The sequence below is a fragment of the Bacteroides sp. HF-162 genome (genome assembly GCF_015679285.1).
In the GTDB taxonomy this organism is placed as follows: domain Bacteria; phylum Bacteroidota; class Bacteroidia; order Bacteroidales; family Bacteroidaceae; genus Bacteroides; species Bacteroides uniformis.
Map to the genome: position 1 here is coordinate 3,134,708 of NZ_CP064937.1, position 15,253 is coordinate 3,149,960.

A 15,253-nucleotide genomic window follows, 5' to 3' on the forward strand; every position below is an offset into this window, starting at 1 on the left:
AATTATCAACTATCAATTATCAACTATCAATTAATGAAATATCTATATACTGCACTCATTCTGGCTTTCTTATGTCAAGGCGGAGCCATTGCCCAGGAAAAAAAAGGCGGCTTTTTCGATAAAGTGAAAAGTACATTCTCTTCGGAGATAAAGATAGGTACCTACACGTTCAAAGACAACGGGGCCGTCTATACCGGTGAAATAAAAGGCCGCAAGCCCAATGGAAAGGGAAAGACCGTTTTTAAGAACGGTGACGTCTACGAGGGTGAGTATGTGAAGGGCAAGCGTGAAGGCTACGGTACATATATGTTTCCCGACGGTGAAAAGTATGAGGGACAATGGTTTCAAGACCAGCAGCATGGCAGGGGTATCTACTATTTTATGAATAACAACCGTTATGACGGCATGTGGTTTCAGGATTACCAGCATGGGAAAGGAACCATGTATTATTACAATGGTGATATTTATGAGGGCGACTGGGTGAATGACAAACGCGAAGGCCAGGGAACGTATACCTGGAAGAACGGTTCCAAGTATGTAGGCTCGTGGAAGAATGACAAGAAAGACGGCAAAGGAACATTGACCTGGAATGACGGTTCCAAATATGATGGGGAATGGAAAAATGATGTCCGGGACGGTAAAGGAACTTTTGAATATGCCAACGGTGACAAATACGTAGGTGACTGGAAGGACGACATGCAGCATGGCAAAGGTATTTACTTTTTCCATACCGGCGACCGTTACGAAGGTTCTTATGTTCAAGGTGAGCGTACCGGAGAGGGCATTTACTACCATGCCAGCGGCAACAAGTATGTGGGCAGTTTCAAGGACGGAAAGCAGGAAGGCCACGGCACATTTACGTGGGCAAGCGGCGCCGTTTACGAGGGTAATTGGAAAGACAACCAACGTGACGGATACGGTACTTACAAATGGAATGTAGGTGACTCTTACGAAGGTGAATGGAAAGACAATAAGTTCAACGGTCAGGGTACCCTGATTCAGACCGATGGAACCAAATATAAAGGCGGTTTTGTGAACGGTATGGAAGAAGGGAGCGGCATCCAGGAAGACAAGAACGGAAATCGTTATGAAGGCTTTTTCAAACAAGGAAAGAAACACGGCCCGTTTGTGGAAACGGACAAGAACGGGAAAGTGATACGGAAGGGAACGTACAAAATGGGAAGGTTGGAAAATTAAAGAAATAGAATTAAAAATTAAAGGCTGCGCAATATTCGTCTGAACTGCGCAGCCTTTAATTTTTTATTATTTAATTATCTAAACTCGTGTTTAGATAATGTATTGTGAACTGATTGATTCATTGTTCATCACCCGCTTGATGGTTTCGGCGAACATATCGGCAATGCTCAACTGTTTAACCTTGTCACATTTTTTAGAGTAGGGGATACTATCGGTAAATACCATCTCCGTCAGTGCAGATTCTTGTACACGGAAAGAAGCCGGGTCGGACATTACGCAGTGGCTGGCAATGGCACGGACAGATTTGGCTCCGGCTTCCAACATGATGTTGGCAGCCTTGGTAATGGTTCCTGCTGTATCTACAATATCATCTACCAATACTACATTCTTGTCTTTTACATCACCGATGATTTGCATGGTGGCAACCACGTTTGCTTTTTCACGTGTCTTGTTGCACAGCACCAGGGGTACACCGAGATATTTGGAGAATGTACTGGCACGCTTTGAACCGCCGACATCCGGGGTAGCGATTACCAAGTCTTCCAGCTTCAAGGATTCAATATAGGGGAGGAACACTGCTGATGCATACAAATGATCCACCGGAATGTTGAAGAAACCCTGAATCTGGTCTGCATGAAGGTCCATCGTAATCAAACGGTCGATGCCTGCAACAGAAAGCAGGTCGGCCACCAGCTTGGCGCCGATGGAAACACGGGGTTTGTCTTTTCTGTCCTGACGTGCCCAACCGAAATAGGGGATAACGGCTACAACGCTTTTTGCCGATGCTCTTTTAGCGGCATCGATCATCAGCAGAAGTTCCATCAGATTGTCAGAATTAGGGAAGGTTGATTGAACCAGGAATACATGCGAGCCACGGATAGATTCCTCATAAGAGACTGCAAACTCACCATCCGCAAAATGGGTGATGTTCATCTTTCCCAGAGGGCAATCAAGGCTAGCGCAGATTTTCTCTGCAAGGTATCTCGAATTTGTTCCAGAGAATACCATAAAGGGTGCTTTTTCGCTCATTTGTGTAATAGATGTTACCTATTTGTTAATTTGCATGCAAAGGTATGAATTTCCCGTTACATAAAACAAGAGTTATTGTATAAAAATTATTTTTCTTTCTCGGATTTATTCGTAGCTTTGCTTTATGAAACGACTTTCTTCCATATGCTTTGCGGGATTGCTGTGCCTTTGTACAGCAATGGTTTCGTGTGTAGGAACGGCACCCATGAAGGAAGTGCGCCTTATCGACTCTCTAAACCAGGTGGCTTATGCTTATCGTTATAAAAACCTGGATTCATCCTGCTATGCGGCATCAAGGGCCTACCGTGAAGTCAGCCTCTATAAACAAGGAAAAGCGGAAGCATCCAATAATCTGGGCTTTTGTGCTTTTATGCGTATGGATTTTGAGCAGGCCGAAAAATTTCATATGGATGTCTATAATCTGACCAAGAATGAGCTGGAACTCCTTATTGCCGACATCGGCTTGATGAAAATTTATCAGCGGACGGCGTTGAACAAGGAGTTCTACGATTATCGCAACAGTGCCTTGCGCCGTATGAAAAGGATAGCGGAGGATGACAATCTGTTTGTGGACCGACACGAGCAAATACGTTTGAATTATGCCCGTTCCGAATTTTATATCGTATCTGCTGTTTATTATTATTATCTGCAACAACGTCCCGAGGCAGTGGCTTCTATCAATGAAGTAACTGATAATCAAAAATTGTTGGCAGATACCAACCAGTTATTGTACTATCATTACATTAAGGGATCCGCTGCCTTGTGTGAAGGCGAGACGCCGGACGAACAAAGGCTGCGAGAGTTTGACGAACTATATACCACGTGGCGGTTGGCATCCCGTAAAGGGTATCTCTACTTTGAAGGGAACGGAGTGCAGGGGCTTGCCAACCTGATGGCCTCACCGGAGAATTACGAGTTTTTCCAGGACCGCCGTTCCCATGCCCTGACACGGTTTGGAGTATCGGTAGACTCTCTATTGCCAATGCGTCTAGGGCAGTTGGCTCTGCAGAAGTTCAGTCAATATAAAGATTTGTATCAGATAGCAGGCGCATATGTGTCCATTGGCAAATACCTGAATGCCCACAGTCACTATACAGAAGCTCTTGACACGTTAAAACTTGCTCTGGAATGTGTAAATGACCATCACCGCCTTTTCTATGACTGCCACGATAGTTTGGACTGGCTGAAAGCATTTGACCGTCGAGATACGATTTGCGCTGAGAAGGCATGGATGGAGCAGAAACTGAAAACCGTACCTGAGTGGATTTCACGTATTCGTGAACAGTTGAGCGTTTCGTATGCAGGACTCGGGATGAAAGAAAAATCAGACTATAACCGCAATATTTACCTGGATATCCTTGAAGATACACGTCAGGATAAAGAGCTGGAAAGCCGCTATCAGGCATTGGAAAAGGAGGCCGGACAGCTCAACGTTGTGTTGTCACTGGTCATTGTGGGCTTCGTGCTTGTATCGCTCTTCTTCTGGTTTTTCAACAAGCGTTCCAAAGACCGGAACAGAGTACATCTCCACCGTTTGCAACTGATGCTGGACATCTGTCAGAAGATAACGGCATCCATTCCGGCAGATGCACAGACTGAGGAGGAAATCATCGACTCTATCCGGACGGCTGTCTGCCCGGAATTGGAAAAGCTGTTTGGAGTGAAGGACATCCGCATAGACAACGGGCAATTAGTGTTCCCGCGTCGGATGAGCAAGGATGAGCAGGCGATGGTACGGGTGATAACTCCCTATATCCAATGGGCGATAGACAACGGCATGACGTCCATCTCCCTTGGCGACGAACGCCGCAGACTGGAAAAGCAACGCTACATTTACGAGCAGCACATCGCAGGGAACAAACGGCAAAATCTGATAAAGAAAGCATGTATGGCTATTGTCAACGGAATTCACCCGTACATAGACCGTATCATCAACGAAGTACAGAAACTGACTCAAAAAGGATTCATCAAAGAGGAGCGGATAAAGGAGGAGAAATACCAGTATATCGACGAGTTGGTTACTACCATCAACGAATACAATGATATTCTTGCCCTTTGGATAAAGATGAAGCAAGGAAGCCTTAGCCTGAACATAGAGACGTTCGAATTGAATGAACTTTTCGAGCTGCTCAGGAAAGGAAGCCGTACATTCGAGATGAAGAGACAGTCGTTGGAGGTGCAGCCTACGGATATCAGGGTAAAGGCAGACAAGGCCCTTACATTGTTTATGATAAATACACTGGCGGAGAATGCCCGTAAATATACCCCTCAGGGCGGTATGGTGAAAGTATATGCACGGCAGGAGGAGGATTATGTGGAAATCTCGGTAGAGGATAATGGTTGTGGATTGTCACCGGAAGATGTAGCCCGCATCGTGGGAGAAAAAGTATATGACTCAAAAGCCATCGGTATGAGTGACGCTCCCGACAAGGAGGAATTGAGGAAGAACAAAGGAAGTGGCTTTGGACTGATGAATTGTAAGGGCATCATTGAAAAATATCGCAAGACGAATGATTTGTTCAAGGTCTGTCTGTTTAATGTGGAGAGCGGGCTGGGAAAAGGCAGCCGTTTTTATTTCCGTCTGCCTGCCGGTATCCGTAAGTCCGTGTCGGTGTTGCTCGTCGTGTTGTCTTTGTGCATGTCATCCTGCCGGCATGCTGTGGAACAGCCTGCTTCCGGAGAGGTGTTGCCGGATTCTTTGGCACTGCTTGCACAGAATGAATACGAAGCTTTGCTGGACGAAGCCTCCGATTATGCCAATGAAGCTTATTACTGCAATGTAGACGGAGAATACGAACTGGCTTTACAATACATAGATTCGGCAATGTATTGCCTGAACGAACATTACAAGCAATACGCCCATCCTATACATCGCTATATGACGCTGACGGGAGACGGGGCGCCTGCGGAACTGGATTGGTGGAACCAGATGTTCAATTCGGATTTCCATGTAATTCTGGATATCAGGAATGAAGCGGCAGTCTCATTTCTTGCATTGAAGCAATGGGATGACTATAGTTATAATAATGCTGCCTACACTACCTTATACAAACTGTTGGGAGAAGACCAATCCTTGGAAGAATATTGCCGGCAGCTGGAGCGTTCCACCAACAACAAGATGGTGGGCATTTTGCTGGCGGTAATTTTGCTGTTCGTATTGCTGTTGGGATATTACATACTCTACTTCCGTAAACGTCTGGTGAACCGCTGGAATCTGGAGCAAGTACTGGAAATTAATGGAAAGGTGTTCAATGCCTCCTTGTTGCCGGTTTCGGATACGGAGGAAATGTTGCAGCGTGAGGAGGATACATTGAAGGAAATCCCACAGCAGATAGTAAATTCCGCTTTTGATGCAGTGAACGAACTTTTGAGTATCGACCGGTTAAGCATAGCTGTATACAACGAGACTACACATAAGTTGGAATACACTTCCAATCCAGTGGAAGATACCGCCGTGGACGAGCTGCCTGTCCGAAGGAAATATATGGAGAATTGTTTTGAGCAGCAAGTGTACATATCGGAAAAGGGTATACAAGCATTGCCGCTTGTTGTGGATGCAGGCAATATGTGTCGTTGCATAGGTGTGCTGTGTCTGGAACGCAGGGAAGGTACGGAGCAGGAGACCGACCATTTGCTTTTGGAACTGATAGCCCGTTATGTCTCCATTGTAATCTTCAATGCAGTGGTTAAGTTGGCTACGAAATACCGGGACATCGAAGTGGCTCAAGATGAAGCCCGGCGAGCTTCCTGGGAAGACAGTTTGCTGCATGTACAGAACATGGTGCTGGATAATTGTCTCTCGACCATCAAGCATGAAACGATTTATTATCCGAACAAGATAAAGCAGCTGATAGGGAAACTGCGGTCCGGCAAACAGACAGAAGCGGAGGAGCGGGAAACGGTGGTTGCCATCAGCGAATTGATAGAGTATTACAAAGGTATCTTTACGACACTCAGTTCATGCGCTTCCCGCCAGTTGGAAGAGGTGACTTTCAGGCGTGCGACAATATCTGTGCCGGAACTTATGGCTACTGCCGGGAAATATTTCCGCAAAGTGTATAAGGGAAACAAGGCGCATATTGATTTTAAGATACAACCGTTGGAAGGACGGATTACCGGCGACTGGAACCAGTTGCGTTTCCTGCTTGAAAACCTGATAGACGAGGCTTGCTCCGTAACTCTGGATGGAGCTGTCTGTCTGTCGGCCCGGGAAGATGGGGAATTTATACGTTTTCTGTTTACAGATATGCGTAGGGAAAAGACCCGTGAAGAATTGAACCAATTGTTCTATCCCGACTTGTCTCGCATGACGGCCGGTGAGAAAGGAGAACTGTATGGTACGGAATATCTGGTGTGCAAGCAGATTATCCGCGACCATGACGAGTTTGCCGGACACCGGGGATGCCGTATCAATGCCGAACCGGGAAAGGAAGGAGGTTTTACAATATATTTTACGCTACCGAAAAAATGAAATATGGAAGACAAAAAATTTAAAGTAATCATCGTTGAGGATGTCAAGTTGGAGCTGAAAGGGACGGAAGAGATTTTCCGCCATGAAATTCCCAATGCGGAGGTAATAGGTACTGCTATGACTGAGCAGGAGTTCTGGACATTGATTGAAGCCGGCGTGCCGGATCTTGTTCTGCTAGACTTAGGATTAGGAGGTTCGACCACAATCGGGGTGGACATCTGCCGGAATATCTTCAAGCGTTATCCGGGAGTACATGTGCTGATATTCACGGGAGAAATATTGAATGAGAAGTTATGGGTGGACGTACTTGAAGCCGGTGCCGACGGCATTATCCTGAAAACCGGAGAGTTGCTGACCAAAACCGATGTGCAGGCAGTGATGGACGGCAAGAAGCTGGTCTTTAACTATCCGATACTGGAGAAAATAGTGGAACGCTTCAAGAAATCTGTCCTGAATGATACAAAACGTCAGGAAGCAATCATAAGCTATGATATTGATGAGTATGACGAGCGTTTCCTCCGTCATTTGGCACTGGGCTATACCAAAGAAATGATTGCCAATCTTAGGGGAATGCCTTTTGGAGTCAAGTCGCTGGAGAAACGACAGAATGACTTGATTGGCCGTCTTTTCCCGCCTAGTGAACGGGTGGGGGTGAATGCCACTCGTCTGGTGGTGCGTGCATTGGAACTCCGAATTCTGAATATAGACAATCTGGAAGCCGACGATGAGTAAACTCCGGATGCCACATCCCGCTACGATGTTCTTCCTGCTGACGCTGGCAGTCATCCTCCTTTCATGGATATTCGATGTCTATGGCCTGAGCGTGCTGCAACCGCAGACTGGAGAAGAAATACGGGTGCAGAGCCTGCTGAGTCCGGAGGGCATACGCTGGCTGCTGCGCCATGTCATAACCAATTTTACGGGATTCGCTCCGTTAGGGCTGGTGATTGTGGCTATGTTCGGAATAGGGGTGGCACAGCATTCGGGTTTCATCGATGCATGTATTCGCAGGGGGGTACGACGTCCACGTGATCCTTGGCGCATTATCCTGCTGGTCATTGTCTTAGGACTGTTGTCCAATATAGTGGGAGATGCAGGATATATCATTCTGTTGCCGATAGCTGCGACTTTGTTCCAGTCCGTCGGTCTGCACCCCATTGGAGGTATAATTACAGCTTATGTTTCAGTCTCTTGTGGCTATAGCGCTAATGTGTTTTTGAGTACATTAGACCCCATGATTGCCTCTGTAACGCAAGAAGCGGCTGATAGGATGAATATTGCTCCGGGGCAGACTGGACCGCTGTGCAATTATTATTTTCTCTTTGTTTCCACGTTCCTGCTTGCATTTATCATTTATCATATTACCCGCAGGAGCTTGTTGCCGCACTTGGGAATGTATGCAGGGGATATTCATTTTAATGGCTACAAACAACTGTCCCGCAAGGAACGGAGAGCTATGTTGGGAGCTGTATTTGCAGGCTTGCTGTATATTGCCATTATTCTGTGGGCTACATTCTCTTCATGGGGGATATTGCGGAGTGTCAATGGTGGGTTGATTCGTTCTCCGTTTATAGTCGGTATTCTGTTTTTGCTTTCGTTTGGAATAGGTTTGATGGGGATGGTCTATGGTTTTGCCTCCGGCCGATACCGTACGGACGGTGATGTGATAGAAGGGCTTACGCAGCCGATGAAACTGCTGGGCGTTTATTTTGTGATAGCTTTCTTTGCCTCACAGATGTTTGCTTGTTTTGAATATTCCCACTTAGACAAGTGCATTGCCATTTTAGGCGCCAATCTGTTATCTTCCGCTTCTTTGAGCAGCTTATGGATATTGATTCTCTTCATTCTTTTTACGGCGCTGGTCAATCTCTTTATGGTATCTGCCACAGCTAAATGGGCTTTTATGTCTTTCATTTTTGTTCCGGTACTGGCAAGTATGGGCATTTCGCCGGATATGACCCAATGTGCGTTCCGTATAGGTGACAGTGCAACAAATGCCATAACACCTTTTATATTCTACATGCCACTTGTTTTGACCTATATGCAGCAATATGATAGGCAATCCACTTATGGTTCACTGCTGAAGTATACTTGGAGATATTCTTTAGTCATTCTGTTGGCATGGACCGCCTTATTTGTACTTTGGTACATCAGCGGTTTGCCATTAGGACTGTAATGTCATAACCAATGAACAACCCGCTTTCGATAACCCCGGTAATGGCTTTCAGTTTCTGTTCCAAATCAGGAACAATGTTGCTGAGATGAATGTCAAGAATGAAATTACCGTTTTCGGTAAATACCGGGCCGTCTTTTCCTTCTGCAAGGCGTAGGCTGATTTTTGAAGCTCCCAATAAGCGTATCTCGTTTTCCACATGGGAGAGAGCATGTGGAAACACTTCCACCGGTATGGGGTATTTGCTCCCCAGTTTGCTGACAAGCTTACTCTCATCGATAATGATGTAAGTCTTGCCACTGCTTTTAATGAGGAGTTTCTCCTTAAACATGGCTCCGCCACGTCCTTTGATGAGGTTGTTCTGCGGATCCACTTCGTCTGCACCGTCGAATGTCCAATCCGGACGCTTATTCCACAGAGTAGTTTGCGGCAGGCCAAGCTGTATACATGCCATCGAAATTTCGGCAGATGCCGGAATGATTTCTATATGCAAAGATTCTTGTTTAACTCGCTAAGCTAATGCAAACAAAGTGAGATAAACGGTAGAGCCGGAGCCTGCTCCTATGGCATCACTGTCTTTGGCCAGTCCGGCAATTTCCTGGGCTGCCAATTCCTTATTCGCTTTATTGCTGATTTTATTTGACCATTGCAATTCTTGTATCAACTGATTTTCCCATTCCATCACTTTAAAGTTTAGTTGTTATTACTCTTTCATTCATTTTCGGGTCAATGCTACTTTCCCTGCTTGAATATTCATCCATATTTTTACTTTTTATAATTAGTAACATTGATAATTTGCAAAATGTTTTAATACATCTGTATATAAATACCGTGTATCTTGTTTGTAAAGGTAACTAATCATTACTTTTTATATAGCAAATGAGCCTTTTGTACATAGGTAACGAAAAAAGGTGGTACAAAAATTTGCAATATTCGCAAAAAAGCGTACCTTTGCACCGCAATTAAGGCTGGTTCCGTAGCTCAGCTGGATAGAGCAACGCCCTTCTAAGGCGTGGGTCTTGCGTTCGAATCGCAACGGAATCACAACGAAAAACCGCAAATAGCTAATAAAAAGCTTTTGCGGTTTTCTTGTTTTAGAATTAGAAAATGTCCGCATAGGTTGTAATGGGAAACAAATTGGAGTATTTGGTTTACATTGCAGGCAAGATTTATTTGCGATACCTGGAGAAAAAATTATCAATCCAACGGACTAGATATACTATAATAACTCCGGCTATGACCATACTGATAATACGTACCAACATAATTTATAGAATTAAAGATTTGTTTTTATAGAATAATAATGTGCAAAGATAATTGATTGGTGGAGAAACAAAAACTCTGGAAAGGATATAAAGATAGGAGTTAACGCATATTTTCACGGATATAATCCTCTATTGTAAAATCACTCTTATATCTAGATATTTCCGGATTCTTCTCTACAGTCGTAATGCAACGTTTTTCTTTACCAAGTACCAACCGGTTTAGGAAGCTCAGGATGTCACGACGATTATCCTTCATAGGAGAATAGGATAGGGAATGTCCTATACCTTCCGCTATATAGAAATAGTATGCTGTCTCTTTTTCTTTCAGTTGCATACAGATAAAGTTTGAGCCCCATAGCCCCATTTCCTCTTCTATTACTGCCTTAGTAAAAGGAACCGTGCTGTCGGCATCACCATGGAACAACATAAGAGGACAAGGGGACATTATCCATTTTGGAATACCATTGGCACAGATTGCTCCAGAAAAGGAAATGACCCCTGCATAATTGAAATTGGCAGGTAATCTGTCCGCAAAGGCCGTTTGATTGCAAATCTCATACTCTGCTTGAAGGGCAGTTATCGCACCTGCACTTGAACCGCAAGCTATAATTTGTGCAGGATTTATTTGCCATTCTACACTATGCTCAATTATATAATTTGTAGCATCACCAAAATCTTCTACAGCACAAGTGATTGCTTGTTGCAGGGCAGAAGAGAATCCTTGCAAGTCCGAATACTCCGATTTATCTATATCCTTTAATTGGGTACGGTAATCTGTTGATACTACCACATAGCCGGCTCGTGCCAAAAAATGAAAATAAGAAATGTAATCGGGATTATCTCTTCTCCCGCCTTTGAAACCTCCCCCAAATGCAAAAAGAATGACGGGCTTTGATTGTGTCCCTTGTATTTGATCAATCATTACATACTTGTCCAGTTTCAGAGTATCAGCCTTTTTGATGGCAAAAGTATATGTTTGCTTGTCAATATGCTGTGCATGCACAACAGTAGCTATACTCAATAATGAGCATGCCATCAAGATAAAAATAAAGCGTTTTCCCATATTCAGTTTATTCTATTAATGCTGCGTGGATTATCTGACCTACAAAGATAGAATAAAACTATAACTAAAAAGAGGAAAGATGACATTTAGACACAAAAAAAGGCTATCTATCCCAGACAGCCAATCTTTTTTATTAACCTTAAATCTAATACTATGAAAAACACAGTACAAAGATACGTACTTGCAGGAGATATCCAAATTTTAGCGGGTAATCAGCGGATATTATAACATGGTTTAGTAGAATATTATTTCCGTTAACTATTAACATAAATAATATTCAATTTAACAGAAGAAGGAATTAATATTCCTCATCAGTGATTGCAAACTTTAGTCATGTCCACTGTAAATCCACCATTGGCGGGTATAAATTTTCCTTTTCTTTTAAGAAATTCTATCAGGGTATCTACATCCATATTGTCGGCAGAGCAGGTGAAAAAACGCTGCTGCTCGCCGAATTTTTGGATAATGGCTTCTCTCAATGATAACTCAGTATAACTATTACCTTCCATCATGTGAAGGACTTCATGTGCATGTAATTGTTCCATAATCTTTTTTTGTGGCAAAGATAATATGATATTCTAAGTATAAGTGTAACATATGTGACAAAGCCCAACACACATATCCGGATATTTGCTTTTACGTAAAATAACACTTGTTACGACTATGCTAAAAACCTCAAAAAAAGTAAAAAGGTTTTGCTTCTATACCATTGTAAACTAACTTTGGGAATCAACTTTTAAATGAATTAAAGCATATGAAAAAATTAATCTTATCTATTGCACTATGTTGTGCAGCTACGAATTTCTTTGCGCAGAATGCTGACCCTGCCCAGTTGGTCAACGATGGTAAGGCTGCTCTTGAAGCTAAAAATTACCAGGAAGCTTACACAAAATTTAGTACTTATCTGACACAAACAAACAACCAAGATTCCGTAATTGCATATAACTGTGGCGTTTGTGCCGATAAGATAAAGAAACCTGCCGAAGCTTTGAAGTATTTTGATATTGCTGTACAGAAAAAGTATAACCTGGCAAATGCTTATATAGGTAAAGCCGGTGCTTTGAAAGATTTGAAGAAAAATGATGAGTATGTTGCCACTTTAAAGGAAGGGCTGGAAGCAAATCCCGGTAATAAGACATTGACTAAATTGTATGCCACTTATTACGTAAATCAAGGTATCATGGCGCAGAAAGCCAAAAAGATGGATGCAGCCGAAGAAGCATTTAAACAAGCCATAGCTATCCAAGCAGATAATGTAAATGCACTTAACAGTCTGGGTTCTTTGTATTATAGTAAGGGTGCCAATACCATGAAAACAGATGTAGAAAAAGCAAAAGTTGAATTCAAGGAAGCCAAAGAATATTTGGATAAACTTATTCCATTGCTCTCTGCAGACAAACCAGCTCAAAAGAAGATGATGGATAATGCAAAAACGATGTTGAACTTCATCGACAGTCAATTGAAATAAAAGACTCTCCTATATAAAAAAGAGGCAGATATCAATTCAGATATCTGCCTCTTTTTTAATGTTATGAAATGATTATTTAGTTCTTTTCAGTACAACAGCTGTACGTGCCGGTATGTAAAGCTTCAGCCACTCCTTCTTGTCTTTTTTATAAAGCGGATCGTGGATGGTAAAATGTTTGATGGTATCATCCGTCAAACCATTACCGCCATAATCTGGATTATCTGTATTCAAAATAACTTCATAAGTTCCGGCAGGAACCAAGAAACCGTAATCAGTAAAAGACTGCTTAGGGTTGAAGTTGAATACAAAAATCAAGTCCTTGCGCATATAGGCCAATACCTGGTCACCGTCATTATGCCATATTTCTTGGACCGGAGTAGCTTGGAAGTTCTTTATGCTTTTTACAACTCCCAACATGGCAGCATCAAAGTCACCCATATAATGATATGCCAGATTCTTGTTGTCCACCAAATCCCATTGACGGCGGGCATATTTACATGACCAACCGTTACCTTCACGGGGGAAGTCAATCCATTCCGGATGTCCGAATTCATTGCCCATAAAGTTAAGATAACCGCCGTTGATAGTAGTCGCAGTCAGTAAACGTATCATTTTATGGAGAGAAATGCCGCGATTTACGGTATAGTTTTCGTCTCCTTTCTGCATGTGCCAGTACATATCCGCATCAATCAAGCGGAAAATGATGGTTTTGTCACCCACCAAAGCTTGGTCATGGCTTTCCGCATAGGAGATGGTCTTTTCATCTTTGCGGCGGTTGGTCACTTCCCAGAACATGCTGGATGGCTTCCAGTCCTCATCTATTTTCTCCTTGATTGTCTTAATCCAATAATCGGGAATATTCATGGCCATACGGTAATCAAATCCGTAGCCACCATCTTCATATTTTGCTGCCAGTCCGGGCATTCCCGATACTTCTTCGGCAATAGTAATGGCTTTGGCATTGACTTGATGGATAAGCCTGTTGGCAAGTGTCAGATAACAAATGGCATTGTCGTCTTGATGTCCGTTGAAGTAATCTCCGTAATTACAGAATGCTTCTCCCAAACCATGGCTATAATATAGCATGGAAGTCACTCCGTCAAAGCGGAAGCCGTCGAAATGATATTCTTCCAACCAAAATTTACAGTTAGAAAGCAGGAAATGAATAACTTCGTTCTTGCCGTAATCAAAGCAAAGTGAATCCCAAGCCGGGTGTTCCCGACGTCCACCGGGATAGAAATATTGATTAGGATCACCGGCAAAGTTACCCAAGCCTTCCACTTCATTCTTCACAGCGTGTGAATGGACAATATCCATGATAACCGCAATCCCCATGCTATGGGCTGTATCAATCAGTTCTTTCAGTTCTTCCGGAGTACCAAAGCGGGAAGAAGCGGCAAAGAAACTGGAAACATGGTATCCGAAGCTACCATAATAGGGATGTTCCTGGATAGCCATAATCTGTATGCAGTTGTAGCCTTCTTGGGCGATACGTGGAAGAATCTTTTCTTGAAATTCCTTATAGCTACCGACCTTTTCCTCCTGCTGAGACATACCGATATGGCATTCATATATCAACAAAGGATCTGTAGACGGCTTGAAAACCCGCTTCTTCATTTTATAGGGTTTCTCCGGAACCCAAACTTGGGCACTGAATATTTTAGTCTGTTCGTCTTGTACGACACGTGTAGCCCATGCAGGAATGCGCTCACCGCAACCGCCGTCCCAATGTACCATCAGCTTGTACAAGTCACCGTGTTTCACAGCATCAGCAGGAAGCTTGATTTCCCAATTGCCGTTTGCCTTGCGTTTCAGGCTGTATTTCTTTTCTTCCTTCCAACCGTTAAAAGTTCCGACTATAAAGATTTGGGTTGCGTTAGGCGCCCATTCGCGGAAAACCCAGCCGTCGTCAGTACGATGCAGACCGAAATAGAGGTATCCGGATGCGAAATCAGATAAGGTTAACTTTCCTTTATTGGTCAGTTCTAGTTCTTTGTCTATGGCATGTTGATGACGTCCGTTGATGGCATCGGCAAAAGGTTCCAGCCATGGGTCATTCTTGATTAAATTCAATGTTTCCATATAGAGGATGAGTTTTGGATATTTGATAAATTTACGCTTTAACTTTCACAATTACTTTTTTTACACCGTTAGGAGTAATACCCGGAGCATGCCCGTCCTGAGGGAAAAAGATAGCAAACATTCCGGGCTTCACTGCAATATAGCTCTCTGCCAGTCCTTCAAAAAAAGTGATGTCTTTTTCCGCATTGTAAGGAGCATCAACCGGAAGGCAGTCTTGGGCGGCGGTATAACCTATTATCTCCGTACCGGACAAAGGTATTTGAATGTCAATATAGTCTTTATGAGTTTCCAGTTTGGCATTCTCTTTTTCTTTTGGATTTGTCTGAGCCACATTGACCAACAAGTCCTTTCCTTTCAGTTCGGTCTTGCCGATTTCCAAAGAGTGCAAATCATGTGATTTTAAAAAATCAATGGCCTGCTCAAACAGAGGATGCAGCAAAGTATATTTTTCTATGTTTTCAAGTCTGTCTACAACCATAATTCAAATGTTTTAAGTTAGTTATAT

Annotated in this window: 10 protein-coding genes, 1 tRNA gene and 1 pseudogene; 6 read left to right on the plus strand and 6 right to left on the minus strand. The window is 43.3% G+C overall.

Features of this window, described 5'->3' with window-relative positions; genetic code table 11:
• The first annotated feature begins 33 nt into the window (after positions 1 to 33).
• Positions 34 to 1,197, plus strand: a complete 1,164-nt coding sequence (locus tag ITJ87_RS13090; protein ID WP_117966430.1) for a phosphatidylinositol-4-phosphate 5-kinase — start codon at positions 34 to 36, stop codon at positions 1,195 to 1,197.
• Positions 1,198 to 1,287: 90 nt separating this feature from the next.
• Here ITJ87_RS13090 and ITJ87_RS13095 read toward each other — a convergent pair whose 3' ends face one another.
• Positions 1,288 to 2,226, minus strand: coding sequence for a ribose-phosphate pyrophosphokinase (locus tag ITJ87_RS13095; RefSeq protein ID WP_165491402.1), 939 nt, complete (start codon positions 2,224 to 2,226; stop codon positions 1,288 to 1,290).
• Positions 2,227 to 2,350: 124 nt separating this feature from the next.
• Here ITJ87_RS13095 and ITJ87_RS13100 point away from each other — a divergent pair, with 124 nt between their 5' ends.
• Genes ITJ87_RS13100 through ITJ87_RS13110 form a run of 3 tightly spaced genes read left to right on the plus strand, consistent with a single transcriptional unit; the run spans position 2,351 to position 8,873 of the window.
• Positions 2,351 to 6,697, plus strand: a complete 4,347-nt coding sequence (locus tag ITJ87_RS13100; RefSeq protein ID WP_117966434.1) for a DUF5113 domain-containing protein — start codon at positions 2,351 to 2,353, stop codon at positions 6,695 to 6,697.
• A gap of 3 nt (positions 6,698 to 6,700) precedes the next feature.
• Positions 6,701 to 7,429, plus strand: a complete 729-nt coding sequence (locus tag ITJ87_RS13105) for a DUF5932 domain-containing protein (protein WP_117966437.1) — start codon at positions 6,701 to 6,703, stop codon at positions 7,427 to 7,429.
• Positions 7,422 to 8,873, plus strand: a complete 1,452-nt coding sequence (locus tag ITJ87_RS13110; protein ID WP_131226274.1) for an AbgT family transporter — start codon at positions 7,422 to 7,424, stop codon at positions 8,871 to 8,873. The genes ITJ87_RS13105 and ITJ87_RS13110 overlap by 8 nt, the downstream gene beginning before the upstream one ends.
• On the opposite strand, the pseudogene rpiA reads toward ITJ87_RS13110, so the two are convergent.
• A pseudogene (gene rpiA, locus ITJ87_RS13115) lies at positions 8,848 to 9,552 on the minus strand (ribose 5-phosphate isomerase A). The gene ITJ87_RS13110 and the pseudogene rpiA overlap by 26 nt on opposite strands.
• Positions 9,553 to 9,840: 288 nt before the next feature.
• On the opposite strand from rpiA, the gene ITJ87_RS13120 reads away from it, so the two are divergent.
• A tRNA-Arg gene (locus ITJ87_RS13120) sits at positions 9,841 to 9,914 on the plus strand.
• A gap of 321 nt (positions 9,915 to 10,235) precedes the next feature.
• On the opposite strand, the gene ITJ87_RS13125 is transcribed toward ITJ87_RS13120, so the two are convergent.
• Positions 10,236 to 11,198 (minus strand): S9 family peptidase, encoded by a 963-nt coding sequence (locus ITJ87_RS13125; RefSeq protein WP_117966440.1) that lies wholly within the window; start codon positions 11,196 to 11,198, stop codon positions 10,236 to 10,238.
• 311 nt (positions 11,199 to 11,509) lie between these two features.
• Positions 11,510 to 11,743, minus strand: a complete 234-nt coding sequence (locus ITJ87_RS13130; protein ID WP_022402461.1) for a YecH family metal-binding protein — start codon at positions 11,741 to 11,743, stop codon at positions 11,510 to 11,512.
• A gap of 209 nt (positions 11,744 to 11,952) precedes the next feature.
• On the opposite strand from ITJ87_RS13130, the gene ITJ87_RS13135 reads away from it, so the two are divergent.
• Positions 11,953 to 12,666: a hypothetical protein gene (locus tag ITJ87_RS13135; protein WP_008664631.1), complete on the plus strand. Its 714-nt coding sequence runs from the start codon at positions 11,953 to 11,955 to the stop codon at positions 12,664 to 12,666.
• A 72-nt stretch (positions 12,667 to 12,738) separates the two neighbouring features.
• Here ITJ87_RS13135 and ITJ87_RS13140 read toward each other — a convergent pair whose 3' ends face one another.
• Together ITJ87_RS13140 and ITJ87_RS13145 are read right to left on the minus strand one after the other, a co-directional pair.
• Positions 12,739 to 14,748, minus strand: a complete 2,010-nt coding sequence (locus ITJ87_RS13140) for an alpha amylase C-terminal domain-containing protein (RefSeq protein ID WP_117966443.1) — start codon at positions 14,746 to 14,748, stop codon at positions 12,739 to 12,741.
• A 31-nt stretch (positions 14,749 to 14,779) separates the two neighbouring features.
• Positions 14,780 to 15,226 carry a YhcH/YjgK/YiaL family protein gene (locus ITJ87_RS13145; protein ID WP_117966445.1) on the minus strand — a complete coding sequence of 149 codons (447 nt, stop codon included), beginning with the start codon at positions 15,224 to 15,226 and terminating at the stop codon, positions 14,780 to 14,782.
• Positions 15,227 to 15,253 lie beyond the last annotated feature (27 nt).

Coding starts and splice junctions, on each gene's coding strand:
- ITJ87_RS13130 (WP_022402461.1), bottom strand. CDS start 11,743: ATGGAACAATTACATGCACATGAAGTCCTTCACATGATGGAAGGTAAT.
- ITJ87_RS13135 (WP_008664631.1), top strand. CDS start 11,953: ATGAAAAAATTAATCTTATCTATTGCACTATGTTGTGCAGCTACGAAT.
- ITJ87_RS13095 (WP_165491402.1), bottom strand. CDS start 2,226: ATGAGCGAAAAAGCACCCTTTATGGTATTCTCTGGAACAAATTCGAGA.
- ITJ87_RS13090 (WP_117966430.1), top strand. CDS start 34: ATGAAATATCTATATACTGCACTCATTCTGGCTTTCTTATGTCAAGGC.
- ITJ87_RS13145 (WP_117966445.1), bottom strand. CDS start 15,226: ATGGTTGTAGACAGACTTGAAAACATAGAAAAATATACTTTGCTGCAT.
- ITJ87_RS13105 (WP_117966437.1), top strand. CDS start 6,701: ATGGAAGACAAAAAATTTAAAGTAATCATCGTTGAGGATGTCAAGTTG.
- ITJ87_RS13100 (WP_117966434.1), top strand. CDS start 2,351: ATGAAACGACTTTCTTCCATATGCTTTGCGGGATTGCTGTGCCTTTGT.
- ITJ87_RS13110 (WP_131226274.1), top strand. CDS start 7,422: ATGAGTAAACTCCGGATGCCACATCCCGCTACGATGTTCTTCCTGCTG.
- ITJ87_RS13140 (WP_117966443.1), bottom strand. CDS start 14,748: ATGGAAACATTGAATTTAATCAAGAATGACCCATGGCTGGAACCTTTT.
- ITJ87_RS13125 (WP_117966440.1), bottom strand. CDS start 11,198: ATGGGAAAACGCTTTATTTTTATCTTGATGGCATGCTCATTATTGAGT.